This is a genomic window from Clostridium sp. D43t1_170807_H7 (genome assembly GCF_015555905.1).
Lineage (GTDB): Bacteria > Bacillota > Clostridia > Clostridiales > Clostridiaceae > Clostridium.
The window spans coordinates 140,147-165,926 of record NZ_JADNLK010000004.1 but is presented as its reverse complement, the minus strand read 5'-3'; the positions used below and the strand labels follow the sequence as shown (position 1 = coordinate 165,926).

The window sequence follows — 25,780 nt, the reverse complement described above, 5'->3', positions numbered from 1 at the left end:
ATAAATGAATATGGATTTTCATGTCCATGGATTACTAAGCAAAAGAAAAGATTTTAATAAAGAGTTTTTTATGAACGAAATATATTTTGCAAAAAGTAATGGCCTAAATGGAATAATTCTCTGTGAACACTTCAATGCAAAAGATTTTCTTGTTATTTATGACTTTTTAGAAAAGAATTTTATTTATGAAGGGGATAGATATATTGTAGAAGGTATATCAGTATTTCCTGGAATGGAAGTTAGTATTAAAAATAAAGGTCATGTAATTTTAGCTGGTGAGAGAGAAAATATTATTGATATTTATGATCTATTAAAAGCCTTTAGAGAAAAAGATAATTTAATAGAATTAGAAGACTTATTAGATCAAGCAGATATATTTAATTTATTAAAGATTGGGGCACACCCATGTAGAAGGGGTCATAAATTATGTAATCAGTCACATAAGTTATTAAAGCGATTGGATGCTTTAGACTTAAATGGAAAGGATATATTTAAAAAAGGTGAGAGTATTGCTAGAGATGAATTAATTAATTTATCTCAAGAGTTAGGACTTAATATTATTACAGGAAGTGATAGTCATACACCTATTCAACTTGGAGGAATATATACTAGCCTAAATAAGGAGTGTTCAACTATAAATGAATTAAAAGATTGTATAACAAAAGGAGATTATACAATTGAAATAAATTCTGCATTAAACTTTAAAATATTTTCTTCTAAGCTATTAAAACGCTATTTATTAAAATCTGGAACATACGATAAAAATACAGAGTTTAAAATTTAGATTATACATTTAAATTTGGAGCTATCTCTTTGAGGCTCCAAATTTAAATTTGATAAATTAATATATATAAGTTAATAAAATAAATTTATGGCAAGAATAATAATAAAATATTTTAGATAAGGAAGATAAAAAATGGAGAACATAGAAGAGATATTTAACGAAATATTAATGTATGACGTTCAAGAAGCATTAAAATATAGTAGTGATGGATTTAAAAAAAGTGGGAATCCAGAATATTTATTATATACAGCTCATTGTTATTTAGTTCAAGGTTTTTTTGAAGATGCAATTGCTGCTATAGACTTAGCTTTTGATTTAGGTTGCGACTATATTGTATATGGGTATAACGTAAAGGGAGAGGCATTACTTAGCTTAGGGCTTTATGTAGAAAGTAGAAGATGTTTTGAGAGAGTATTAATGGAAGAAGAGGAGCAATATTTAGCAAATACCTTTTTAATTGAATTAGATATAAGAGAGGGCTTATATGAGGATGCCATAAATAGATGTGTTGATTACATGGAAAATTATGAATGTGATAATAGAGTGTTATCTGATTTGAAATGTATTATTGGATGGACATATTTAGTAAATTTAAATAATCCAGAAATAGCTAGGGAAGCATTTATGGAATCTATAGAAGCAAATAAGGAGTGCTCAAGATCGTATACTGGTTTGGGAATATATGAAGCTAATCATAAAAGGTTTAATGAAGCAATTGAATATTTTAATAAAGCTATAGAGATAAATGAATATGATGGAGAAAATTATTTTGGAATAGCAATTTGTAATAAGGAGCTTAATAACTTTGATGGAGTAGAAGAATATTTAGTTAAAGCAAACTCTTTAGAGCCAGAAGATAATAGAATAATAGAAGAATATGCTTTCGAGTTACTAAGACAAGGTAGAAATAAAGATGCAATTGAATATTTTAAAGATGTTTTAAGAGAGAATCCTAATAATACAGAAATTAAAAACTTGATTTTAGAATTAGAAAAAAGTAAAGAATTTTAATGTACATATAAATGGCAAATAGATTATAAATTTAATCTATTTGCCATAAAATCTATTTTTCAAAACTTTCGCAACAAGTTTCAGTGTATATATTAGCACGAGATCCTGATACATTTATGGATGAAAGAGTACAATTACAATTTTCATTATGTATGCATTCTGTTGCCTTACATATTAAACAATCACAACAACCAGCACTATTAGTGTTATTTGTTAAATCACTATAGTGTCTCTTATCTAAAAATGATCCACAGCAAGTGTCGTTATCAGTATATGATGAACTAGCTATGTCAACACGATTAGAATAACATATACCAGATTTATTATGAGAACAATTATTTACGTCACAATTAATTTTTTGCATTTATAAATCTCCTTTCAACAATAAAATTAGTAACTAACTAAAATATCTGTCTAATAATCCTTTAAATGCCCTTCCATGTCTTGCTTCATCTTTGCACATTTCATGAACTGTATCATGAATAGCATCTAAATTATGTTGTTTCGCTAATGCTGCAAGCTTTTTCTTTCCATCACAAGCACCAAATTCAGCTTCAACTCTAGCTTCTAGATTTGCTTTACTGCTAGGAGAAACAACTTCTCCTAATATTTCTGCAAATTTGCTTGCATGATCTGCTTCTTCATAAGCAATTCTTTTATAGGCTTCTGCTATTTCTGGATAGCCTTCACGGTCAGCTACACGAGACATAGCTAAGTACATACCAACTTCAGTACACTCACCATTGAAGTTAGCTCTTAAACCTTCAATAATTTCTGAATCTATGCCCTCACATATACCAACTCTATGTTCATCAGCCCATTGTAGCTCTCCACTCATTTCTTCAAACTTGCTAGCAGGTGCTTTACATATTGGACATACTTCTGGAGGAGTATCTCCTTCATGGACATATCCACATACAGTACAAATAAATTTCTTCAATTAAAAAAACCTCCTTTATATTGCCTTTCAATTAAACATCTCTATTATTATTTCTCTCTTAAAATTTAATATTCATTTATAAAATATGGAAATTTTAGTTGACTTTTTAATTTAAAATATATAAGATTGTAAGATATACTAGGAAGTAAGAGGAGAAGGAAATGGCAAAAGATAATAGCGGGAACGAAAATTTTCATTATAATAATATAGAGAAAAAAGATAAGAACTTTATGTATAAGAATTTTAAAAGAAGTAATTGCTATAATTGTAATTTTTCAAATTCAAACTTTAATTTTGCGACTTTTAGAGGGGCGCATTTTAAAACTTGTAGTTTTATGAAAGGAACTTTTGAAGGAACAGAGTTTATAGGAACTAATTTAAAAAATAGTAAGTTTAAAAATGCAAAATTTAAAAATGCTATTTTTGAAGGTGCAAATTTAGATGGTACTGATTTTAAAGATGCAAAATTCGAAAATACTATATTTTTAGGATGTAAATTAGAAAAGACAAAGAATTTTAGTGCTGAACTTGAAGGAGTAAGAATATTTGAAGGAATGCCTAAAATAAATATAAGCTCAGAGTTAGAAGAATCATTAAATAATTTAATGGAAAATAAGTATGTCAAGGCTTCTAGAATTTTTGATACAAAGGAAGGTAATATTAATACTTTAACATTAATGATACTTAAAGAGAATTTCAGTGAAGAAGAATTAATTAAGGGATTCGATGAAATAAAATCACAAATAGATAGAGATTTTTATACTATAAGTTATATTATAAGACTTATTAATAAAGTAATAGCATAAAGATATAAACTATGCTCCTCAATTTAAATATAATTAAGGAGCATAGTTTTATTTTTAGAGTAATTGAAATATTCCCATTGCTATAATTATAATAGCTGATAATAAGTCAGAATATTTACCGAAAATTTTAGATAAGAAGCTGTTACCTATTTTTAAACCTAAAATTAATATTAATATACTAAATATAAATGTAAAAATCGTAGTTAGAGGAATGCTTATTCCTGACATACTTGCACCAAGACCAAGAGCAAAATTATTTAGGCTAAGTGCAAGTGCTAGTGAAATAGCCTCTTTAACTTCAATATTACCAGAACCATCTGTATCGGCAGTTTTATTATTAGTTAATATATCATCATAATGTAATGACTCAATAATATCCTTGTTTTCCTTGGGTATATTTATTTCTTTTTTCTTTGAATTTCTTTGTTCTTTAAAAAAGTCAAATGTCATAAACAAACCAACAATAATTAAAAGAATTGCACCAGTATAGTTGCAAATATACACAGGAATAAATTTGCTTAAAATAGCACCTAGAACCATTGAGAGGAAGGTGCCTAAAGTAACAATTAATGCAATTATTATATTAATAGAAAACTTAATTTGTATTTTCTTTATTCCATAAGCAATTCCAATTATTAAGCTGTCTAAACTTGCGGAAAATGCTAATAAAATAGACGCAATTATATGCATATGCCGCTCCTTATATATTTATTATACTAAATATTATATTCAAACCTAAAAAGTTCGTTCCTTAGACAAAAAATGATAGGAATATTAAATAGGTATATAAATTTAAAAGAATATATGAACAAAATTTGAAAAAATATTATATTTGTTGTAGGGATAAATTAAGTGGTGTATACTGATGACATATAAGCGGTAACAATGGAGGAGAAACAGAGTTGGGAAATTATATAGAGTTTAGAGATGTAAAGAAAAAATATAAGATGGGAGAAGTAGAAATTGATGCTTTAGGTGGAGTTGATTTTTCGGTAAATAAGGGAGAATTCGTTATAATTGCAGGGGCTAGTGGTGCTGGAAAAAGTACTATTTTAAATATTTTAGGTGGTATGGATACAGTATCATCAGGTAAAGTTATAGTTGATAATAATGAGATCAGCAAATATTCTCAAAAAGATTTAATAACATATAGAAGATATGATATTGGATTTGTATTTCAATTTTATAATTTAGTTCAAAATCTTACTGCAAGAGAAAATGTTGAATTAGCTACTCAAATTTCAAAAAATCCATTAAATATTGATAAGGTTTTAGATTCAGTTGGATTAAGAGATAGAAAAAATAATTTTCCAGCTCAGTTATCAGGTGGAGAGCAGCAAAGAGTGGCTATAGCAAGAGCAATAGCGAAGAATCCTAAATTATTACTTTGTGATGAACCTACTGGTGCACTGGATTATAATACTGGTAAAGCCATATTAAAATTACTTCAAGATACTTGTAGAAAAGAAGGAGTTACAGTAATAATAATTACCCATAACTTGGCTTTAACTCCTATGGGAGATAAGGTTATAGAGGTTAAGAATGGTAGAATTCAAAAAATTACTATAAATGAAAATCCAGTTCCTGTGGAAAGGATTGAATGGTAATTATGAAAAATGCATTATGGAAAGATATATTTAGGGACATAAAGAAGTCTAAAGGAAGGTTTATTTCAATTGCATCAATTATTGCTTTAGGTGTAATGCTGTTTGCAGGAGTAAAAATTGCACCTGTAAATATGAAAGCTACAGCAGATAAGTATTATGATGATTATAATTTAATGGATTTGAGAGTAGTATCAACTTTAGGATTAACTAATGAAGATGTAAAAGATATAAAAAATATAGATGGTGTTTTAGGTGTTGAACCATCAAAAACTTTAGATGTTATATCTAAAGTAGATTCAGATGAATTTGTAATTAGAGTTCATAGTTTACCTAATGATAATTTAAATGATGATAATGAAAATTATATAAATAGATTAAATTTAATTGAAGGACATTTACCTACTAAAGAAGGAGAATGTGTTATTGCTAAAGAAAATTTTAGTAGTTTAAATTTAAAAATAGGAGATAAGCTTAAGTTAAAATCTGGTGATGATAGTGATATTAAAGATAGTCTTGCCACTAATGAATATGAAGTTGTAGGTATAGTAGAAACTCCTTATTATTTAAGTGATCAAATAGGAAGTAGTAATATTGGAAATGGTAGCGTAAAAACATATATGTTTGTAAATGAATCTGATTTTAAAAGTGAAGTATATACCGACATTTATGTTACCGTTAGGGATGCTAAAGTTTTAGATTCATATGATGAAAAATATTTTGATGTAACAGATAAGGCTAAAGAATCTATAGAAAACATTTCAAATGTAATGATAGATAGAAGGTATGATGAAGTAATAAATGAAGCTAATGAAGAATTAAATAAAGGTAAAGATGAATATGAAACTAAAAAGAGAGAAGTTGAAGAACAATTAGAAAAAGCTCAGAATGAAATAGACAATTCAAGAAAGACATTGGCTGAAGGGGAAGATGAGCTTAATAGTAAGAAGAATGAGTTAGAAAATTCATTGCAGCTTGGACAAGAAGAGATAGAAAAAGCAGAGCAAGAATTAAATGAAAAGGAATCACAACTTGATGATGGTATAAGTAAATTTTATGAGGTAAAGGAAAGTATAGAGCAGGAATTTATTAAAGCTGAAAACTCTATTAATGATTCAGAAGTTTATTTAGAAGGTTTATTAAGTCAAAAGTCTTCGCTAGAAGATATGTTAAAAGATGAGAGCTTAAGTGAGGAAGAAAAATCTTCTATTGAGGTTCAGATAAATTCATTAGATGTAATAATAAAAGAAGCTAATGATAAAATTAATGTAGCAAAATCAGAGCTTCAAAGCAAAAAAGATGAATTATTAGCACAAGAGAATAATTTGAACTTAGCTAAGGTACAAATAGAAGAAGGCAGAAATAAAATAAATAAATCAAAGACTGATTTAGAAGAAGCTAAAAATCAAGGATATGCTCAAATAGAAAATGCAAAAGCCGAAATAGAGAATGGAAAAGTAAAGCTGGCTGAGGGAGAAAAAGAACTAGAGGAAAATAAGAAAAAAGCAGAAGAGGAGCTTTCTAAAGCAAAAGAAGAATTAGAAGAAGCAGAAGAGAAAATAGCAGAAATAGAAGAACCAGATCTTTATGTTTTAGATAGAAAGTCACATTATTCTTATGTAGACTATGAGAATAGTGCAAATAGTATTGATAAATTATCAAATGTCTTTCCAGTATTTTTCTTTGTAGTAGCAGCATTAGTGTGTTTAACAACAATGACTAGAATGGTAGATGAGCAAAGAGTAAATATAGGAACATTAAAAGCTTTAGGATACGATAAAGGAAGTATTGCAAAAAAATTTATTGTTTATGCATTATTTGCAAGTTTAATTGGATGTATAGTAGGAATTAGTTTAGGATTTACTGTTTTACCATTAGTAATTTTTGATGCATATAAAATATTATATATATTACCGAAAATGACTTCTGTGGTACATATACCTTTAGCTATAATGGTTTTTGCTGTAGCTATAGGAGTAACTACATTAGCAACATATGCAGCATGTAGAATTGAACTTATTGAAGTTCCATCAATGTTAATGAGACCTAAGGCACCAAAAGAAGGTAAAAGAATTTTATTAGAAAGAATTCCTTTCATTTGGAATAGACTTAATTTTATTGGTAAAGTAACAGTAAGAAATATTTTTAGATATAAGAAGAGATTTTTAATGACTGTAATTGGAATTGCTGGAAGTACAGCATTATTAGTTGCTGGTTTTGGTATTAAAGACTCTATAAAAACTGTTGTAAGCAAACAATATGGAGATTTAACACAATATGATATTTCAGTAAATTTAAATGAAACTATAAATACTGATGAAAAGAATAATTTAGAAGAGTATTTAAAGCAAGATTCAGAGGTAAATGATTTTATTTTTGTAAGAAGTGAAAGTGGAGAAGCCTTATCAAATGAAATGAGTAAAGGTGTTAATATTATAGTTACTGATGAAGATGAAAAGTTTGATGAGTTTGAACATTTACAAGATAGAAAGAGTAAGGAAACAATTATTTTACCTAAGGATGGAGTAGTAATAAGTGAAAAACTAGCTAAATTATTAGATGTTAAAGTTGGAGATGAAATAGAGCTTATAAATAATAATGATAATAGAGCACAAGCTAAAGTTGGAGCAATAGTAGAACATTATATCAATCACTATGTTTATATTGATGCTGATTATTACAAAGAGATATTTAATAAAGTTCCAGAAGAAAACAGCATATTTGTTAAAGTAAATAATGAAGATTCTATAAATGAGACATCTAATAATTTAATAAATATAAATGGAGTTGCTGGAGTAGTAAGTAATAGTAGTATAAAAGATAATTTTGATGATACAATTAAATCCTTAGATTTAGTAGTGTTAGTTATGATATTTTGTGCAGGTGCATTATCATTTATAGTATTATATAACCTAACTAATGTTAATATTTCTGAGCGTATAAGAGAAATAGCTACAATTAAAGTTTTAGGATTCTATGATAAAGAAGTTTCAGCATATATATTCAGAGAAAATATATTATTAACTGTTATTGGAGTAATAGGAGGATTGTTATTAGGTACAGTTTTCCATAAGTTTATAATGGTAACAGTTGAAATGGATTATGTTATGTTTGGTAGAACTATAGATGTTAAGAGTTTTATTATGGCAGCTATTTTAACAATTGTTTTCTCATTGTTAGTAAACTGGGCTATGTATTATAAGTTAAAGAAAGTTGAAATGGTTGAATCTTTAAAATCAGTAGATTAACAAAAATATTATTAAAAAAAGTAACAGTAAAATTATAACTGTTACTTTTTTTATATTATTATTTAAAAATAGTTGAATTTATTGTCCTAAATTCCTTTGGAGTTAAATTATATTTTCTTTTAAATAATTTATTAAAATATGACAGATTATCAAATCCTACTTCTAAGGAAACATCCATTATAGCATTATTAGTAGAGGTTAATAAAATAGATGATTTTTCTAGTCTTAAATTGTTAATATATTGAACACAAGTTAAACCAATATGCTTTTTAAAAAAACGCATAAAATGATATTCACTATATTCGCAAAGCTCAGCTAAAGTATTTATTGAAATATCTTCAGAATAATGATCATTTATATAATTTAAAACTAATTTAATTTTATCGGTAGTATTAATTGTAAGGTTATTTTTGCTTTGATGTTTTTTAATTAAATCATTTTTATAAAGCAATGAAAAAAACTTAAATAGTAAAGATTTTAATTCAAGTTCATAAGCAATATCTTTTTCATAATAGCAATATATTATATCTTCTATAACATCAAATATTTTAGAATAACAATCTATATTATCCTTAAGGATAATAGGTAATTGATGTTCATGATTTAATAGAGGAGCAATATATTTTAACAATGCACCATCGGTATTGGAGCTTTTTAACATGTTTATATTAAAAACAAAAGAAGCCCAAGTCATATTTTTACTTGGAATATATGTTAAAGAGTGTAAACTTTGAGAATCAATAATTAAAATATCACCTTTATTTATAACAAACGAATCTAAATTTATTCTGTAATCACAGCTTCCGTCTAAAACTATAATAACTTCAATTTCTTCATGCCAATGAGCTGCTATAGAAGGAAAGCTTGGACTGAGTGTTCCTTTATAAATTGAAAATGGTAATATAAAGTCACCATGTGTAGTATTTTCTTTTAAGTTTGTAAAATCTAAATTATTCATGAAATCTCCTAGTATAGCAGTATTGTCTTATAAATTGTTAGTATACTGCAAGTATTATACTTGTACAAATAATATAATAACATTATAATTACATTTTTTAAATAAAATGTTTTGTTATGGGTAAGGGGAAGAGGTTATGTTTGGAAAAATATTAAATTATGAGGTTAATGAAGATAAGGTTTTGGTGAATTATGAAAAAATTCAAAGTACTATAACTTTAATAAATGAAAGCGTTGTTAATTTCTTTGTACCATTACATAGAGAAGAAAGAAATTCTAAGGCAGTTGAAAAGGTATTAAATAACAAAGTTAAATTTGAAGTTAAATATGATGATGAAGTTTTAAATATAAAGACAAATGTTTTAAGTATTAATATTTATGATGATTTTAAAGTTGATATATATAATTCAAAAGGTGAAATTTTATGTAGGGATTATAGAGGGAAAAGAGATCCATTTAGAAGATTAGGGGCTAATTCTACCTTAGCAGCAGAAGAAGGTCATAAGTTAGAGGGGCATGAAGAATATAAGATTTATGTATCTAAAGCTATGGAAAATGATATGTATTTCTATGGACTTGGAGAAAGAACAGGTTCCTTAAATAAGAAAGGTTATCATTATAGAAATTGGAATACTGATGATCCAACGCCACATGGAGAAACATATGCACAATTATATAAATCAATACCTTTTTTAATAACATTAAAAGGTGGAGAGGCCTGCGGTATTTTCTTTGATAATCATTTTGAAAGTCATTTTGATATGGGAAAAGAGAATTCTAATTATTACTATTTTGGAGCTGTAGATGGTAATTTAGATTATTACTTTATGTATGGGCCTACAATAAAGGAAGTAGTTAATAAATATACTAATCTAACTGGAAAAACACCATTGCCTCAATTATGGACACTTGGATATCAACAATGTAGATGGTCTTATGCACCACAGGAAAGAGCTATGGAGATTGCTAAGTGTTTTAGGGAAAAGGATATTCCATGTGATACTATTTATTTAGATATAGATTATATGGATGGTTTTAGAGTTTTTACATGGGATAATAAAAAGTTTGAAAATCCTAAAGAGTTTTTGCAGCAGCTTAAAGAAATGGGATTTAAGGTAGTTACTATTATAGATCCAGGAGTTAAGGTAGATAAAGGATATAGAATATATGATGAAGGATTAAAAGAAGGTTACTTTGCAACAGACAAAGATGGAATAGTTTATAAGAATTCTGTTTGGCCAGGGGATTCTGTTTTTCCAGATTTTATGAATTCTAATACAAGGGAATGGTGGGCTGGAAATCAGAAAATAATGATGGATTTAGGTGTTTCAGGAATATGGAATGATATGAATGAACCAGCTAGTTTCAATGGACCACTTCCAGATGATGTAGTTTTTAATAATGATGGAACTTTAGTTACTCATAAAGAAATTCATAATGTTTATGGACATATGATGGACAAGGCTACCTATGAAGGTATTAAAAGGGCTACCAATAAAAGACCTTTTGTAGTAACTAGAGCATGCTATGCAGGAACTCAAAAATATGCTACAGTGTGGACTGGAGACAATCAAAGTACCTGGGAGCATTTAAGAATGTCATTACCTATGTTAATGAATCTTGGACTTAGTGGTATGGCTTTTTGTGGTACTGATGTTGGAGGGTTTGGACATGATTGTACACCAGAACTTTTAAGTAGATGGGTTCAAGTTGGGGCATTTACACCATTATTTAGAAACCATTCAACTATTGGAAGTAGAGAACAAGAACCATGGGCTTTTGATAAAACTACAGAAGATATAAATAGAAAATATATTAAATTAAGATATAAGTTAATTCCATATTTATATGATATGATGTATAAATGTGAGGAGACTGGAGAACCAATAATTAGACCATTATTGTTTAACTATCAAAATGATAGAAAAACATATGAAATAAATGATGAATTTAATTTTGGTGATAATATTTTAGTATCTCCAGTTGTAGAACAAGGATCTAGACATAAATTAGTTTACTTGCCAGAAGGTGATAATTGGATTGATTATTGGACTGGAGAAGAGTATAAGGGTGGCCAATATATAATTAAAGAAGCTCCATTAGATATTTGTCCTATATTCGTAAAATCATTATCTATAATTCCCGTAGGAAAAGAACAAAGCTATATTGGAGAAAATAATGATGATATATTAACATTAAATATATATTTAGGTAAAGAAAATGGAGAATCAACTTATACTCATATATTAGATGATGGTGAAAGTTTTGATTATAAAAATGGAAAGTTAAATAAATATATTATTAACTGTAAATTGTCAGAGAAATTAAGAATAGAATTAAAAGAAAATATAGGATATTCTAAAAATTATAATAAAATAAAAATAATTCTTAATAATTTAGAGCATACTAAGAAAGTATTCTTCAATAATAAAGAAATTGAAGTTAAAGAAAATCAATTTATAGTAGAACTATAAAATAATAATGTTAATTTTACAATCTCAAAATAAGAGATGTAATTTTATAAATTTCCACCTTAAATTCAAATATAAAGTAGTTTCATAACAAAATATTTATGAACTACTTTATATTTTTTTATAATAAAATATTTAAGTATTAAGATAAGTTTATAGCTATTAACGTAGGTAACAACTTATGATATAATGATTTAATTAATTATATGATAATGAGGTGAAAAGGTGGATTTAAAGAAGTTATTAGATAATGTATTAGCCTTAGGATCTAATATTAGTATAAAAGATGGTAAAGAGATTTATAAAAATAGATTAGTATCAAATTTAAGTAGTAAAAAGATTAATGATATTTATCATATATATTCAAGAGTCACAGAAGAAGATAACAGTAAGGAATATAGTTGTCATATTAAGTATAATTTAAAAAGTGAAAGAGTAATAGGTGCAACATGTACATGTAATACATATGAAGAATTTTCAAAACATAAGACTAATTATATTTGTAAGCATATAATTGCAACTATATTTTATTTCTATATTGTAGCAAAAAATAAAATAAAGAAAATAAATAAGGAAAATCCAGCTTTAAGTAAGAGTAAAGAAAGAAAGGGTGCTAAAGTAAGTGTTGAAAAGAAGGTACTAAATTTAGATTTAGATATTAAAAGAAATGAAAATAAGACATTTGATATACAAATTAGAATAGGAGAAAATACTACATATTTAATTCCTAAAATTAGTGAGTTTTTAAAGTGTAAAGAGGTAAAAGGACAGCTTAGAATTAACGGAGAATTCTTATATAATAGTTCTTCTATGAAGTTTAAGGAAGAGGATGAAAAAATTCTAAATTATATAGTTTTAAATTTAAATAGGGGAGACTCCTTTAAGATTGTAGAAGGTAAGATTTTAAGAATTAATGAAGAGTATATAGAAGAAATTCTAAAGTTAGTAAGTGACAACAGAAAAGTTAAGTTAAATTATGATTATATTAATTATGAAAGCTATATTATAAAAGAGGATATGCCTTTGTCTTTCACAGTAAAAATAGAGCTTGATAAAATAATTTTGACTACAAAGAAGAAGTTACCTATTCCTCTAAATGATAAATTTACTGTGTTTTTAAGTGATAGAAAAATTTATTTGCCAAGTAATAAACAAATAAATAGCTATAAATTATTTTATTATAAATTAAAAAGTAATGGAAAAGTAGAATACTCTAAAGATGAAGCTTCTATTAATAAATTATTTAATTTATTGAGTAATATTAGTAAAGATATAAAGTTAGGTGAGGGAGTTAAAAATATTTGTAGAAATTATTATAAAGTTAAATTCTACTTTAAAAATGAAAATAATAATATTAAATGCAAAGCTACTGTCAATTATTTTGGAAAAACAATAAATATACTAGATAAAAATATAAATTACTTTCTAAGAGATAATAATTTTGAGGAAGAAATATCAATGAAGTTAGAAAGATATAGATTTATAAAAAAGGCAAATGAGTTTTTATTCATTGGAAATGATGAAGAGCGTTATGAATTTTTAACTAGTGGATTAAAGTTTTTTGAAGAATTTTCTACTTTAGAATTTGCTAAGAGTTTTAATGAAGTTAATCTTGTGGGTAGTAATGATATACATGCTATATTTGAGGGGCAAGATGAGGAGCTAAGATTTAAGTATAATATAGATGGATTAGAATATAGTGAGTATATAAATGTATTGCAAGCTTTAGAAGATGATAGAGATTTTTATAAGACTAAAAAAGGGCGATTATTAAATTTAAGAGATTTAGGAATGGCTAATTTCTTTAATATTATTGATAATTTAATATATAATCAAGAAGTATATGATGGTGAAATAGAGATAGATAAGAGTAAAGCTATATTTATAGAAGATAATATAGAAAGTTATAATCTAAGCTTTATAAGAGGATCAGAAGTTTTAAAATTAGTTTCTAAAAGATTAGAAAATAGGGTTATAGAAGAAGTTCATGGAATAAAGGAGTTAAATGGAACATTAAGAAATTATCAAGTTACTGGTGTAAATTATTTATTATCTTTAAGTGAAATGAATTTTGGTGGGATTTTAGCAGATGAAATGGGACTTGGAAAAACTATTCAAGTAATTGCATTTCTATTATATAAGAAAAATAAGAGGTCACTAGTAGTTACACCAACTTCTCTTATATATAATTGGAAAGAAGAGTTTGAAAAGTTTGCACCAAGCTTAAATGTTGGAGTTATTCATGGAAGTAAGAGTGTTAGAAACAAAATATTAGATAATAAAGAAGAGTACGATGTTCTTTTAACTACTTATGGAACAATTAAAAACGATATAGAATTTTATAAAGATGAAATTTTTGATTATTGTATTATAGATGAGGCACAAAATATTAAAAATCCAAAAGCACAAAATACTAAGATAATTAAAGAAATAAATGCAAAAGTAAAATTTGCATTAACAGGTACTCCTATAGAAAACTCATTAATTGAGCTATGGTCAATTTTTGATTTTATAATGCCGGGATATCTATTTGATGAAAAGAAATTTAAGAAGAAGTTTGTTAATAAAAGTGAAAAAGAAGTTGAGGAATTAAAGTCTTTAATAAATCCATTTATATTAAGAAGATTAAAAAGAGATGTTATAACTGAATTACCTGAAAAGATTGAGAAAAAGTATTATGTTCCAATGACTAGTGGACAAAAGTTGGCTTATAAAAATTATATGAAAGAAGTTAAGCTAAAGTTAAAAACTGCAGAAGATGATAATATAACAATTTTCTCTTACTTAACAAGATTAAGACAGATATGTCAAGATCCTATTTTGGTTAATAAAGATTATACTGGTGATAGTGGAAAGTTAAATGTTGCCCTTGAGATAATAAAAGAAGTTATAGAAGAGAATAATAAAATGTTAGTATTTTCTCAATTTACTTCAGTATTAAAAAAGATAGAAGAGGAATTAAATATAAGAGAAATAAGAAATAAATACTTAGATGGATCTACTAGTGCTAAGGAAAGAATAAAGCTTGTATCAGAGTTCAATGAAAGTAAAGAACCAGAGATTTTCTTAATTTCCTTAAAAGCAGGAGGAACAGGACTTAACTTAACATCAGCAAAGTTTGTTATGCATATGGATCCATGGTGGAATCCTGCAATAGAGGACCAAGCAACAGATAGAGCACATAGGATAGGTCAAAAAAATATAGTTGAAGTAATTAAACTTATTGCTAAAGATACAATTGAAGAAAAGATTATTCAGCTACAAGAAGATAAACGAGAAATAATAAATAGTGTTATGAGTGATGACAGTTTAAATATAAATAATATTTCTAAATTAACAAATGAAGAGATTTTAGATTTATTCAAATAAGGTAGTATAAGTTATAAAGTAGATTAGAACATATAGAGAAATTATGGTAATATAAAGGATATAGAATTAATTTGTTAAATTTAGGAGGAAAAATGAGTAATAATTTTAGCATTAATAAGGAATTTTTATTAAAAATAGCGAAAGATATACTAGAATTTAATAGTCCCACAGGTTTTTGTTTTGAAATCATGGATAAGATAGAGGAGAGTGTTAAGCCTTTTGGATATAAATTTGAAAGAAATAATAAAGGTTGTGGAATAATTACAATTGAAGGACAAAGTAATGAAAAAACAATAGGCATTTGTGCTCATGTGGATACTTTAGGTGCAATGGTTAGATCTATAACGAGTAAAGGAACATTGAAATTTACAACTTTAGGTGGAGTTATGTTACCAACTTTAGATAATGAATATTGTACTATAAGAACTAGAGAAGGCAAGGAATACACAGGAACATTTTTAAGTACTAGTCCTGCAGTTCATGTTTTTGAGGATAGTAGAACTAAGGCTCGTGATGAAAAGAATATGGAAGTTAGAATTGATGAAGTAGTTAGAACTAAAGAAGATGTAGAAGCTTTAGGAATAGCACCAGGTGATTTCATATTCATTGATACTAAAACTACTATTACAGAAAGTGGATTTATTAAATCAAGATTTATTGATGATAAAGGTAGTGTAGCAGCAATAATTACATTACTAGAAATGATGCATAGAGAAAATTTAAAACCTAAACATACTGTGAAGATTATAATCTCAACATATGAAGAAGTTGGTCATGGCTCAGCTTCTATTCCATGTGACATTAGTGAAATGATTGCAGTAGATATGGGGTGTATAGGTGATGATTTATCTTGTACAGAATATGACGTATCAATATGCGCAAAAGATTCTAGTGGCCCTTATGATTATAATATGACCACTGAATTAATTAACTTAGCTAAAGAAAACAATTTAAGTTATGCTGTAGATATATATCCAATGTATGGTTCTGATGTAAGTGCTGCTTTAAGAGCAGGTAATGATATAAGAGGTGCTCTTATAGGTCCAGGTGTTCATGCTTCTCATGGTATGGAAAGAACTCATGTAAAGGCACTTGAAAATACAATAAAATTATTAGGATTATATTTATTATAATAAAAGAGTAGATTAATATAAGATTTAATAAAATAGATTAAGTATATTAAAGAGTTAATGTTTTATAAACAAACACTAACTCTTTTTTTATTTAAGATGCAGGCAATATAGAACTTATAAATTGTAAAAATAAACAAAATATACATAAAATGTTTACAAAAAGAAAAACGATTGATATAATTTCCTTATATTGGGCAGTTTTTGTCATTCTCATAAATTTAACTACATATTTAGATATATATAATGAATCTAAAAATAAAAAAGGGGTTTTATTATGGGAAAAAAGATAAAAATACTTATATTAATGGGAATGGCAACAAGTCTAATATCTTGTGGGAACATAGGGAATAATTCAAAGGATAATATTAGCATTGCAACAAAGATAGAAGAAAGTGAAGTAGTTGAAAATGAAAAAGTTATAGAGGAAGAGATAGAAGAGGTAAAAAGAGAAATTAAAGCAATAGATTTAAATCCTAATATTACTATTAATTATAATTATGAAGTAATAGGAGATAAGAATCTCTGCTCAGATATTCTATTTACAGATAAATATACACAACTAGAAGGTATAAGTACTTTTAGAGCTAATAACTTTAGAAATTCAGCATCCTATGGAATTAGTAAAATATCTAATAAACAGCTAAATGTTAAATGGAAAACTACTACATCATTTAGTTCATGGGGTGGAGGTGCTGGATGGACAGGCCAACCATCAATAATTAAATGGAATGAAGAAATTAAAAGTTCTATGAATATAGATGAAGAATTTAAAAATCAAGAGAATTTTACTGAAGTAATATATGCATCATTAGATGGAAAGATATACTTCTTAGATTTGCAAAGTGGAAAACTAAGTAGAGATACTATTAATGTAGGAAATCCTATAAAGGGAAGTTTATCGATAGACTCAAGGGAAATTCCAATGTTATATGTAGGAGAAGGGATTAATGAAAGTGGTATAACTGGATTTAATATTTATAGTTTAATTGATGGAAGTAGTTTATATGAAGTTAATGGCTATGATGAAGCAGCATATAGAGGATGGCCTGCATTTGATTCTTCAGCATTAATACATCCAGAAAAGGATATAGTTATCGAAGCAGGAGAAAATGGAATTTTATATATAATGAAATTAAATACTAATTATGATAAAGAAAATAATACTATATCAATAAATCCGGAGACTTTAAAATATAGATATTATACTGGGGAGAGTTATGGTAGATTAGGAATAGAAAATAGCGTAGCAGCCTATGCTAATTTACTATATTTTGCAGATAATAATGGAGACATTCACTGCATAGACTTAAGAAAAATGGAGCCAATGTGGGTTATAGAAGGATTAGATGATATAGATGCAACTATAACAATTGAAGATTCTGAGGGGATTCCATATTTATATGTTGGAGATGAAGTAGATCATCAGGGAACAAGTGGTATATCAACAATTAGAAAAATAAATGGATTAACTGGTGAGATAATATGGAAAAATGAATTTGTTTGTGAATCTGTGGTTGGGGCAGATGCAACTAATGGAGGAGTATTAGCAACTAATGTTATAGGAAAAAATAATATATCTGATTTAGTAATTTTTTCAGTTGCAAGATATGATGGATTTAATAGTGGAGCTATTGTCGCAATTGATAAAGAAACAGGAGAAATAGTATGGAAAACTAAGCTAAACAATTATGTATGGTCATCTCCAGTTGATTTTTATGATAAAGATGGAAATGGTTATATAATTCAATGTGATTCAGTAGGAAATATGTTTTTAATTGATGGAAATACTGGAGAGATATTAAATACTATAACTTTAGATGCAAATGTAGAAGCTTCACCTGCAATATATGAAGATATGATAGTAGTAGCTACACGTGCTGGAAGTATTTATGGGATAGAAATAGAATAATAGTGTATAATGTTTAGAAATATCATCTATTGTTAATAATTATAATGGGTGATAATATGAATAATATTTATAAGATATTAATAAGGGATTCTAGTAAAAAAATAGTAGATGATTTTGATTTTAGAATGTGGAAAAATAATAACTCTAAAAAAGTTATAACAAACAAATGTCCATATTGTGAAAGCAATAAAATCATTAAATATGGAATGTATAGAAGTAATCAAAGATATAAATGTAAAGAGGAAAGCTGTGGAAGAATCTTTACTAATAAGATTTATGATCAATTTAGATATTCTAAAAAATTTAAGGATAAATGGAGGGAATATTTTAAACTCTTAAATAAAGGTTTAACTATAAGAGAATGTGCTGCAGAATTAAATATAACTATTGTTACGGCTTTTTTTTGGAGGCATCGCTTTCTATATGATATAAAAAGTAAGCATTATATTGAGAAAATAACATCTTATGTAGAATTAACAAAAATGGTAGTAGTCGAAAATTTTAAAGGTTCTAGAGAAATCCCAAATAGCAAAAGAGATAAAATTACAATTGTTAATGCTTTAAATGATTCTATAGATATAATACCAATCATTGCAGCAAGAAAACATTTAGGATTTTATGAAATTAGAGATAATATTATACCTAGATTAGATAGAAAAGCTTATGTTGAAGGATTTATTGATGGAAGACTTAAAAATTTTGCTAAAACATTTAATGAAATAAATAAGGTGAAAGTTAAAAGAGTTAAGAAAAAAACTATTGATATACAATATTCAATTAAGACTAAAAATTGGCTTAATAAATTTAGAGGAGTAGCAACTAAATATTTAGACCATTACTTAAGTTTAAGATTATTTGAATATAAAAATGATTTATTTTTGAATGAAAAAATAAAAGGAGAATTTTATTTAAAACCAGAAATAAATACATATATTTCTTGGAGAAATATAAAATCAAAAATGCTGTCAGTGTAAGAATTTATAAAAAAATATAAAATTTCTATAAAATAAACCAGGAAAGAGTTTTATGGGAATTTAATGGTTGGCCATTTTTTATATTAAAAGTGGTCTTTTTATGATGGATAAATTTATAAGTAATTTTAAATTTTATTATCTAATAAATTAAAATCAACATAAGTTTATTTTAAAGTTATAATATATACTAATTAATTACATATAAACCTGTTATATTAAGTTGTTGTTAACAACAATTTAGTATAACAGATTTATATAGCTAGAAATCAAATAGTTAATAGTTAATATAGAATAGAATTAATTATTACTAATTAAGTTAGGATTTCAGCGAAAAATAGTAATATAATAAATTAAAATTATTTAACACAATATGTATAAACAACATGTTACATTAACAATTAAATCAACAAACATAATTGCTCTAGTATTTTTTCAGGTAAATTTTTTATTAACATAAAGTGTTTAAAAAATTTAATTCTTCATATAAAAAACCTCCTAAATAGTAGTTATATAATATAACCATATTTATGGAGGTTAATAAAATTTCTATAGAAAGCCAATCTAATTTAACAATATCATTAAATTTTCTATATCACAGAATATATAATCTTATAAGTCCATTAATCTACCTTTAGATTTTAGGTGATTAATTAATTTGTCAGGGTCGTTCATAATAAGATCTTCAGGCATATCTATTTTTTTAAATAATTCTATACCTTTAGTAAAATCACCTATTTTACTATTTATATGAGCATCAGATGTTAAAATTACTTTTGTTCCGTATTCTTTACAAAGAAGAGCTATTTTTTCGCAGTTAACATTACTTCCGATTCTTGATGATCCAGATAGAGAACTATTATTTATTTCAACCATTATATTTTTTTCTTTTGCCTTTTTTATAATTGCATCATAATCAAGATTATAGTTAGGATTTCCAAGATGACCTAATATCTCAACTTTTTCATATTTATCCATAACATTTAAAATTGCCATAGTGTTTTCTTCTTTTGATTTAGGTTGAAAAACTGGCTCGTGGAATGAAGCAATCATGTAGTCTAAATGCTTCATACCATCTTCAGGTAGGTCAATATTTCCATCTATATCTAAGATATTTCCTTCACAACCTTTAAGGACAATAACATTATTAATAATTCTTGGAAGAACTTTCAAATTTCCAAAATACCAATAATGAGGTGCACCAGGCATTGAAGGTGCATGCTCAGAAGTACCTAATATTTTAATTCCATTCTTTGCACAGTAATCTATGTTTTCCATAAGTGTTGTATATGCATGTCCGCTTACTATTGTATGTGTATGTAAATCAGATAAGTAATTCATAAAAATCTCCTTTGATAAGTTATTTTAGAGTAATAAAGTAATAAGTATTTTACTTAGTACTTATTTATTAGTATATTTATTTTTTTGTTAAACTTCAATAAAATAAATGTTAATAAGTTTAAATAAATGTTTAAATTATGATTTATATGAAATGATAATAGTATAGAAAAAAATAATTAATTTATCGATTTAATGTGATAAAGTGAAATAACTATATAATAAAATATATAAAATAAATATATGTAACAGATAAATAATTATGTTTTTTTCTAGTAAAGTTTTAATAAAATAAAAAACAAATTATAAAAATGTAAAAAAGTTCTCATAGAAAAAGGAAAAAAAATCTGCTATCATATATTATGTTGTAAAATTCGACAAATATATCTTTAAATTAATATGAATTTATACTAAGGAGGAAATTTTTATGAGTAAAAATAATAAAGGTAAATTAACTTTAGTAGCATTAATACTTATGATTTTTACATCAGTATTTGGTTTTGCAAATATTCCAAGAGCATTTTTCCTTATGGGATACTCAGCAATTCCATGGTATATTTTTGGAGCAATATGCTTCTTTATACCATATGCATTTATGATGGCTGAATTTGGAGCATCATTTAAGGAGGAAAAAGGCGGTATTTATGTTTGGATGCAAAAATCTGTAGGAAGAAAATTTGCATTTATAGGTACATTTATGTGGTTTGCTTCATATGTAGTTTGGATGGTTAGTGTATCATCATCTATATGGGTTCCACTTTCAAACTTAATATTTGGTACTGATAAAACGTCAACATGGTCTTTATTTGGATTAACTTCATCACAAACATTAGGAATATTAGGAGCAGTGTTTGTTATATTAATTACGTTTTTATCATCAAAAGGTTTAAATAGTATTTCAAAAGTTGCATCTATTGGAGGTATATTTGTAACTAGTGCAAATGTATTATTAATAGTAGGTTCATTAACAGTATTTTTCGCTAATGGTTTTCAAGCAGCACAACCATTAAAGTTATCAGAATTTACACACTCACCAAATCCAGCATATGGAACAATTTTAGCAGTATTAGGATTTTTAGTATTTGCAATTTTTGCATATGGAGGATTAGAGGCAGTTGGAGGTTTAGTTGACCAAACTGAAAATGCTAATAAAACTTTCCCAAAAGGAATTAAAATATCAGCAATTGTTATTGGGGTAGGTTATTCTTTAGCAATATTAATGGTTGGTTTATTTACAAACTGGCAAGAAGTTCTTTCGAATCCAGATGTAAGAATGGCTAATGTAGCATATGTTGTTATAAAGAACTTAGGAGTTAAACTTGGAGAAGTATTTGGATTATCTCCTCATGGAATTGAAGTAATGGGTAATTGGTTTGCTAGATATATCGGATTAGCAATGTTCTTAGCATTATTAGGTGCATTCTTTACATTAATTTATTCACCATTAAAACAATTAATAGAAGGTACTCCAAAAGAAATTTGGCCAGAAAAATGGACTAAAATAAATGATAATGGTATGCCTGTAACTGCTATGTGGGTTCAATGTATTGCTGTTGTTGCTATAATTATAGTTGCAGTAATAACAGGTGGTAAGTCTTCAAGTTTCTTAGACTATTTAATACTTATGGGAAATGTTGCAATGACAATTCCTACAATGTTCTTAGCAATTGCATTTATTTACTTTAAGAAAAATGATAGTATAGATAAGCCATTTATTTTCTTTAAAAGTAAAACAGTTGCAACAGTATGGGCAATAATAGTAACTTGTACAGTCGGGTTTGCAAACATATTTACAATATTACAACCAGCAATTGAAAGTAAAGACTATGTTTCTACGGGATTCCAATTAGCTGGACCAATAGTATTTGGATTAGTGGCTTTCTTCTTAATTTCAAGATATGAGAAAAAATATGGAAGCAATGAAGATTCAATAGATAAAATTGCATAATAAAAAAATAAAAATAGTAACCTTAAATTTAAGGTTGCTATTTTTATTTATGTAATAATTTATAAGCCAGTAACTTCAACATCCTCTAATAGATGCTTGTACTTTAAAAATTCTGCATATAAATTATCAATGCGTTTTTCAAGAGTTTCTCTTTCAGAAATTTGAGCTACTTTTCTTAGTTCAGATGTAAGTTTTTGAATCTCTTCATCAATTGACCACATTTCCTTCATAATTTCATACGCATTATTTTTCATAAAATCACATCCCTCTTATAAATAATATATAAATTAATACTAATTTATATATTTATATTATATCATAATACAAATGTAAATACAAAATTATATTAAAAAGGGATAATATTATCAAATTGATAATTTAAAGAAAATTATGAATAAAAAGTAAAGGATAAAAAGGTTTACAGAAAATATATTGCTAAATATTCAAAGAAAATATTTCAAAAAAGTGGAAATGTGTTAAAATATTATTAGAAATTAAAGTAAATAATGTATATTTAGTAAAAAACCACTATATGATAATCAGAGTAAAGATATGATCAAAAGCGGGGGGAAATAAAATATGAGAAATATACTATTTGTGGCATCTGAAAGTGTACCATTTATAAAGACTGGTGGACTTGCAGATGTTGTAGGATCACTTCCTAAATCATTTCCAAAAGAAGAATTTGATGTAAGAGTAGTAATACCAAACTATACGTGCATTCCTTGGCAATATAGAAGTAACTTTAAGTATATAACACATTTTCATATGGGCTTTGGACAAGTTAGTAGTAGCGAGTATGTAGGGGTTATGACCACTCAATATGATGGAATAACATTTTACTTTATAGATAATCAACATTATTTTGGAGGAGGTGCACCTTATGGTGACACTAAATTTGACATAGAAAAGTTCTGCTTTTTTAGTAAAGCAGCTTTATCAATTTTACCTAGTATAAATTTTAAACCAGATATAATACATTGCCATGATTGGCAAACTGGAGTATTACCGGTTTATCTTCATACTATATTTAGAGATAATCATTTTTATGATAACATACGCACTATTATGACAATTCATAACCTAAGATTCCAAGGAATTTGGGATGTTGAAACACTTAAGAGAATTACAGGTTTCCCTGACTATGTATTTAGACCGACAGATATGGAATATAAGAGGGATGCTAATATGCTAAAAGGTGGTCTAGTGTATTCAAATTATATTACAACAGTAAGCAATAGTTATAAAAATGAAATACAAAGCGAGTATTATGGAGAAGGTTTAGATGGTGTTGTAAGAGAAAAAAGTGGAGGATTATTTGGAATATTAAATGGTATAGATTATAATGAATATAATCCTGAAACTGATAATGAAATATTTAGTAGATACAATGCATATAGTTTCATTGAAAATAAAGCAAGAAATAAATTGGAATTACAAAGGGAATTAGGCTTAGAACAAAATGCAAGTAAGTTTATGATAGGGGTAATATCAAGATTAACGGATCAAAAAGGTGTAGATTTAATACAACAAGTTATAGAACAAATTGTTGATGATTATACTCAATTAGTTGTAATAGGAACTGGTGATGAAGGATACGAAAATATGTTTAGATATTATGAGTGGAAATTGAAAGGGAAAGTATCAGGAAATATATACTTTTCTAATAACAGAGCTCATAAAATATATGCAGCTGCAGATGCAATGCTTGTACCATCAAGATTTGAGCCTTGTGGCTTAACTCAATTAATAGCTTTAAGATATGGAACTGTTCCTATAGTAAGAGAAACTGGTGGATTAAGAGACACTGTAGAACCATATAATATATATTCAGATAGCGGAACAGGATTTTCCTTTGCAAATTATAATGCCTATGAGATGCTTAATACCATAAATTATGCGAAACATGTATACTTTGATGAAAGAGCTAAATGGAATGGAATAGCATTTAGAGGAATGAATAAAGATTTTTCATGGAGAAATTCAGCAGAAGAGTACTCTAGATTATACAGAAGGTTAATGGGATAATAGATAAATAGCTTGTAGTTTAAGACATTCTAATATCTAAAAATTTTTTATTAGTAATATTATAATTACCTAATATTTGATTAAAGTTCCATTAAGTACACTTACAAATAATTTAAATTTTAATAATAGAATGTCTTAAAATAAATAAGTCACGGTATATAATAGAATATATCGTGACTTTATTTTATTAAAGATATTAACCAAATATAATTTTTAAGTTTTTCATAATACTCACTCTTGCATCATTATATTATATTTTATTAAGTAAAGCTGAGGATATGTTACATAAGAATAAAATTATGATACAAAATTCGAAGTTGATGATATAATAATTAATAGTATAGGCAAGTTTAGGAGGGAAATATGAAATTTGATGGTATAATATTTGATTTAGATGGGACATTATGGGATTCTACGGCAGAAGTTGCAAAAACATGGAGTATGATAATTTCTAAATATAATTTATCTAGAAAAGAAGTAACAGTAGATGATTTAAAGCCTTGTATGGGTAAGTTATTAGATGAAATAGCTGGAATGTTACTTCCAGGTTTAGATAAAGAAATGCAGATGAAGATAATGAATGAATGTTGTGAATTTGAAAATGAATATTTAAGAGAACATGGTGCAACTTTATATAATAAATTAGAAGACACTTTAGAAAGACTATCTAAGAATTATAAGTTATTTATAGTAAGCAACTGCCAAGATGGATATATCGAAAGCTTTTTCAAGTCACATAAATTAGAAAAATACTTTATAGATTACGAATGTCCAGGGAGAACGGGTTTGGCTAAAGCTGAAAACATTAAGTTAATAGTTGAAAGAAATAACTTGAAGAAACCAGTTTATGTGGGGGATACACAAGGAGATGCTAATTCAGCAAAAGCTGCAAATGTTCCATTTATATATGCTAAATATGGATTTGGAGAGGTAGAAGAGTTTGAAAATGAAATTGAATCTTTTGAAGATTTATTAAAGATTATAAAATAACAAAGGAGAAAATTATGATTACTAAAAAGCAACTTAAAGATGACATTATAACTTATGATATTATTAAGTATAAAGATGAAGATGGAAAATTAATTGAATATGTTGAAGTTACTTTAGTAGATAGAATCATTGATGTTTATATGGACACTAGAGAAGTTAACATAGGAATTTTAGCAAATAAAATTATTGAAGATAATTTATACGAAGAATAAGGTTTATAAAATAACTGTTAGATATATATAATATATTTAATAGTTATTTTCAATTTTAAGG

The 25,780-nt window shown here is 26.5% G+C and carries 20 protein-coding genes; 14 read left to right on the top strand and 6 right to left on the bottom strand.

Going from position 1 to position 25,780, the window contains the following annotated elements; translation table 11 throughout:
• Nucleotides 1-4: 4 nt before the first annotated feature.
• Entirely contained in the window at nucleotides 5-784 is a 780-nt protein-coding gene (locus I2E98_RS04195) for a PHP-associated domain-containing protein (protein ID WP_195467714.1), read from the top strand.
• 132 nt (nucleotides 785-916) lie between these two features.
• Nucleotides 917-1,795 carry a tetratricopeptide repeat protein gene (locus I2E98_RS04190; RefSeq protein WP_195467713.1) on the top strand — a complete coding sequence of 293 codons (879 nt, stop codon included), beginning with the start codon at nucleotides 917-919 and terminating at the stop codon, nucleotides 1,793-1,795.
• A 52-nt stretch (nucleotides 1,796-1,847) separates the two neighbouring features.
• Here the strand turns inward: I2E98_RS04190 and I2E98_RS04185 are convergent, their stop codons facing one another.
• Both I2E98_RS04185 and I2E98_RS04180 read right to left on the bottom strand, forming a co-directional pair.
• On the bottom strand, nucleotides 1,848-2,159 hold the full coding sequence (locus I2E98_RS04185; protein WP_195467712.1) for a DUF1540 domain-containing protein: 312 nt from the start codon (nucleotides 2,157-2,159) through the stop codon (nucleotides 1,848-1,850).
• A 33-nt stretch (nucleotides 2,160-2,192) separates the two neighbouring features.
• Nucleotides 2,193-2,735: an NADH peroxidase gene (locus tag I2E98_RS04180; RefSeq protein WP_195467711.1), complete on the bottom strand. Its 543-nt coding sequence runs from the start codon at nucleotides 2,733-2,735 to the stop codon at nucleotides 2,193-2,195.
• A gap of 161 nt (nucleotides 2,736-2,896) precedes the next feature.
• Here I2E98_RS04180 and I2E98_RS04175 point away from each other — a divergent pair, with 161 nt between their 5' ends.
• Nucleotides 2,897-3,541: a pentapeptide repeat-containing protein gene (locus tag I2E98_RS04175; RefSeq protein ID WP_195467710.1), complete on the top strand. Its 645-nt coding sequence runs from the start codon at nucleotides 2,897-2,899 to the stop codon at nucleotides 3,539-3,541.
• 54 nt (nucleotides 3,542-3,595) lie between these two features.
• Here the strand turns inward: I2E98_RS04175 and ytaF are convergent, their stop codons facing one another.
• Nucleotides 3,596-4,231 (bottom strand): sporulation membrane protein YtaF, encoded by a 636-nt coding sequence (ytaF, locus tag I2E98_RS04170; protein WP_195467709.1) that lies wholly within the window; start codon nucleotides 4,229-4,231, stop codon nucleotides 3,596-3,598.
• Between the two features lie 257 nt (nucleotides 4,232-4,488).
• Here ytaF and I2E98_RS04165 point away from each other — a divergent pair, with 257 nt between their 5' ends.
• Nucleotides 4,489-5,148 carry an ABC transporter ATP-binding protein gene (locus tag I2E98_RS04165; protein ID WP_195467730.1) on the top strand — a complete coding sequence of 220 codons (660 nt, stop codon included), beginning with the start codon at nucleotides 4,489-4,491 and terminating at the stop codon, nucleotides 5,146-5,148.
• Nucleotides 5,142-8,393, top strand: coding sequence for an FtsX-like permease family protein (locus I2E98_RS04160; protein ID WP_195467708.1), 3,252 nt, complete (start codon nucleotides 5,142-5,144; stop codon nucleotides 8,391-8,393). The genes I2E98_RS04165 and I2E98_RS04160 overlap by 7 nt, the downstream gene beginning before the upstream one ends.
• Before the next feature lie 58 nt (nucleotides 8,394-8,451).
• Here the strand turns inward: I2E98_RS04160 and I2E98_RS04155 are convergent, their stop codons facing one another.
• Nucleotides 8,452-9,351 carry an AraC family transcriptional regulator gene (locus tag I2E98_RS04155; protein WP_195467707.1) on the bottom strand — a complete coding sequence of 300 codons (900 nt, stop codon included), beginning with the start codon at nucleotides 9,349-9,351 and terminating at the stop codon, nucleotides 8,452-8,454.
• 136 nt (nucleotides 9,352-9,487) lie between these two features.
• Here I2E98_RS04155 and I2E98_RS04150 point away from each other — a divergent pair, with 136 nt between their 5' ends.
• The 5 genes from I2E98_RS04150 to I2E98_RS04130 all read left to right on the top strand — a co-directional run bounded on the left by I2E98_RS04150 (nucleotide 9,488) and on the right by I2E98_RS04130 (nucleotide 19,206).
• Nucleotides 9,488-11,824 (top strand): glycoside hydrolase family 31 protein, encoded by a 2,337-nt coding sequence (locus I2E98_RS04150; RefSeq protein ID WP_195467706.1) that lies wholly within the window; start codon nucleotides 9,488-9,490, stop codon nucleotides 11,822-11,824.
• Between the two features lie 222 nt (nucleotides 11,825-12,046).
• The gene (locus tag I2E98_RS04145) at nucleotides 12,047-15,190 is read left to right on the top strand and encodes a DEAD/DEAH box helicase (protein ID WP_195467705.1); all 3,144 of its coding nucleotides are present in this window, start codon (nucleotides 12,047-12,049) and stop codon (nucleotides 15,188-15,190) included.
• Between the two features lie 92 nt (nucleotides 15,191-15,282).
• Entirely contained in the window at nucleotides 15,283-16,323 is a 1,041-nt protein-coding gene (locus I2E98_RS04140; RefSeq protein ID WP_195467704.1) for a M42 family metallopeptidase, read from the top strand.
• Nucleotides 16,324-16,597: 274 nt separating this feature from the next.
• The gene (locus I2E98_RS04135; RefSeq protein ID WP_195467703.1) at nucleotides 16,598-18,232 is read left to right on the top strand and encodes a PQQ-binding-like beta-propeller repeat protein; all 1,635 of its coding nucleotides are present in this window, start codon (nucleotides 16,598-16,600) and stop codon (nucleotides 18,230-18,232) included.
• 56 nt (nucleotides 18,233-18,288) lie between these two features.
• Nucleotides 18,289-19,206, top strand: coding sequence for an IS1 family transposase (locus I2E98_RS04130; RefSeq protein ID WP_195467702.1), 918 nt, complete (start codon nucleotides 18,289-18,291; stop codon nucleotides 19,204-19,206).
• A gap of 609 nt (nucleotides 19,207-19,815) precedes the next feature.
• Here I2E98_RS04130 and I2E98_RS04125 read toward each other — a convergent pair.
• Nucleotides 19,816-20,544, bottom strand: coding sequence for a phosphatase (locus I2E98_RS04125; protein ID WP_195467701.1), 729 nt, complete (start codon nucleotides 20,542-20,544; stop codon nucleotides 19,816-19,818).
• 424 nt (nucleotides 20,545-20,968) lie between these two features.
• On the opposite strand from I2E98_RS04125, the gene yjeM reads away from it, so the two are divergent.
• Nucleotides 20,969-22,489, top strand: coding sequence for a glutamate/gamma-aminobutyrate family transporter YjeM (gene yjeM / locus I2E98_RS04120; protein WP_195467700.1), 1,521 nt, complete (start codon nucleotides 20,969-20,971; stop codon nucleotides 22,487-22,489).
• 59 nt (nucleotides 22,490-22,548) lie between these two features.
• Here the strand turns inward: yjeM and I2E98_RS04115 are convergent, their stop codons facing one another.
• Entirely contained in the window at nucleotides 22,549-22,743 is a 195-nt protein-coding gene (locus I2E98_RS04115; RefSeq protein WP_195467699.1) for a hypothetical protein, read from the bottom strand.
• Nucleotides 22,744-23,068: 325 nt separating this feature from the next.
• Here I2E98_RS04115 and I2E98_RS04110 point away from each other — a divergent pair, with 325 nt between their 5' ends.
• The 3 genes from I2E98_RS04110 (at nucleotide 23,069) to I2E98_RS04100 (ending at nucleotide 25,719) form a co-directional block, all read left to right on the top strand.
• Entirely contained in the window at nucleotides 23,069-24,517 is a 1,449-nt protein-coding gene (locus I2E98_RS04110) for a glycogen/starch synthase (RefSeq protein ID WP_195467698.1), read from the top strand.
• Nucleotides 24,518-24,880: 363 nt separating this feature from the next.
• On the top strand, nucleotides 24,881-25,507 hold the full coding sequence (locus I2E98_RS04105) for an HAD family hydrolase (RefSeq protein ID WP_195467697.1): 627 nt from the start codon (nucleotides 24,881-24,883) through the stop codon (nucleotides 25,505-25,507).
• A gap of 14 nt (nucleotides 25,508-25,521) precedes the next feature.
• Nucleotides 25,522-25,719 carry a hypothetical protein gene (locus I2E98_RS04100; RefSeq protein ID WP_195467696.1) on the top strand — a complete coding sequence of 66 codons (198 nt, stop codon included), beginning with the start codon at nucleotides 25,522-25,524 and terminating at the stop codon, nucleotides 25,717-25,719.
• Nucleotides 25,720-25,780 lie beyond the last annotated feature (61 nt).

Bases quoted from the DNA above. Each gene is read 5' to 3' on its own strand.
- I2E98_RS04195 (WP_195467714.1), top strand. From the start codon at position 5: ATGAATATGGATTTTCATGTCCATGGATTACTAAGCAAAAGAAAAGAT.
- I2E98_RS04190 (WP_195467713.1), top strand. From the start codon at position 917: ATGGAGAACATAGAAGAGATATTTAACGAAATATTAATGTATGACGTT.
- I2E98_RS04185 (WP_195467712.1), bottom strand. From the start codon at position 2,159: ATGCAAAAAATTAATTGTGACGTAAATAATTGTTCTCATAATAAATCT.
- I2E98_RS04175 (WP_195467710.1), top strand. From the start codon at position 2,897: ATGGCAAAAGATAATAGCGGGAACGAAAATTTTCATTATAATAATATA.
- ytaF (WP_195467709.1), bottom strand. From the start codon at position 4,231: ATGCATATAATTGCGTCTATTTTATTAGCATTTTCCGCAAGTTTAGAC.
- I2E98_RS04165 (WP_195467730.1), top strand. From the start codon at position 4,489: ATGGGAGAAGTAGAAATTGATGCTTTAGGTGGAGTTGATTTTTCGGTA.
- I2E98_RS04160 (WP_195467708.1), top strand. From the start codon at position 5,142: ATGGTAATTATGAAAAATGCATTATGGAAAGATATATTTAGGGACATA.
- I2E98_RS04155 (WP_195467707.1), bottom strand. From the start codon at position 9,351: ATGAATAATTTAGATTTTACAAACTTAAAAGAAAATACTACACATGGT.
- I2E98_RS04150 (WP_195467706.1), top strand. From the start codon at position 9,488: ATGTTTGGAAAAATATTAAATTATGAGGTTAATGAAGATAAGGTTTTG.
- I2E98_RS04140 (WP_195467704.1), top strand. From the start codon at position 15,283: ATGAGTAATAATTTTAGCATTAATAAGGAATTTTTATTAAAAATAGCG.
- I2E98_RS04135 (WP_195467703.1), top strand. From the start codon at position 16,598: ATGGGAAAAAAGATAAAAATACTTATATTAATGGGAATGGCAACAAGT.
- I2E98_RS04130 (WP_195467702.1), top strand. From the start codon at position 18,289: ATGAATAATATTTATAAGATATTAATAAGGGATTCTAGTAAAAAAATA.
- I2E98_RS04125 (WP_195467701.1), bottom strand. From the start codon at position 20,544: ATGAATTACTTATCTGATTTACATACACATACAATAGTAAGCGGACAT.
- yjeM (WP_195467700.1), top strand. From the start codon at position 20,969: ATGAGTAAAAATAATAAAGGTAAATTAACTTTAGTAGCATTAATACTT.
- I2E98_RS04115 (WP_195467699.1), bottom strand. From the start codon at position 22,743: ATGAAAAATAATGCGTATGAAATTATGAAGGAAATGTGGTCAATTGAT.
- I2E98_RS04110 (WP_195467698.1), top strand. From the start codon at position 23,069: ATGAGAAATATACTATTTGTGGCATCTGAAAGTGTACCATTTATAAAG.
- I2E98_RS04105 (WP_195467697.1), top strand. From the start codon at position 24,881: ATGAAATTTGATGGTATAATATTTGATTTAGATGGGACATTATGGGAT.
- I2E98_RS04100 (WP_195467696.1), top strand. From the start codon at position 25,522: ATGATTACTAAAAAGCAACTTAAAGATGACATTATAACTTATGATATT.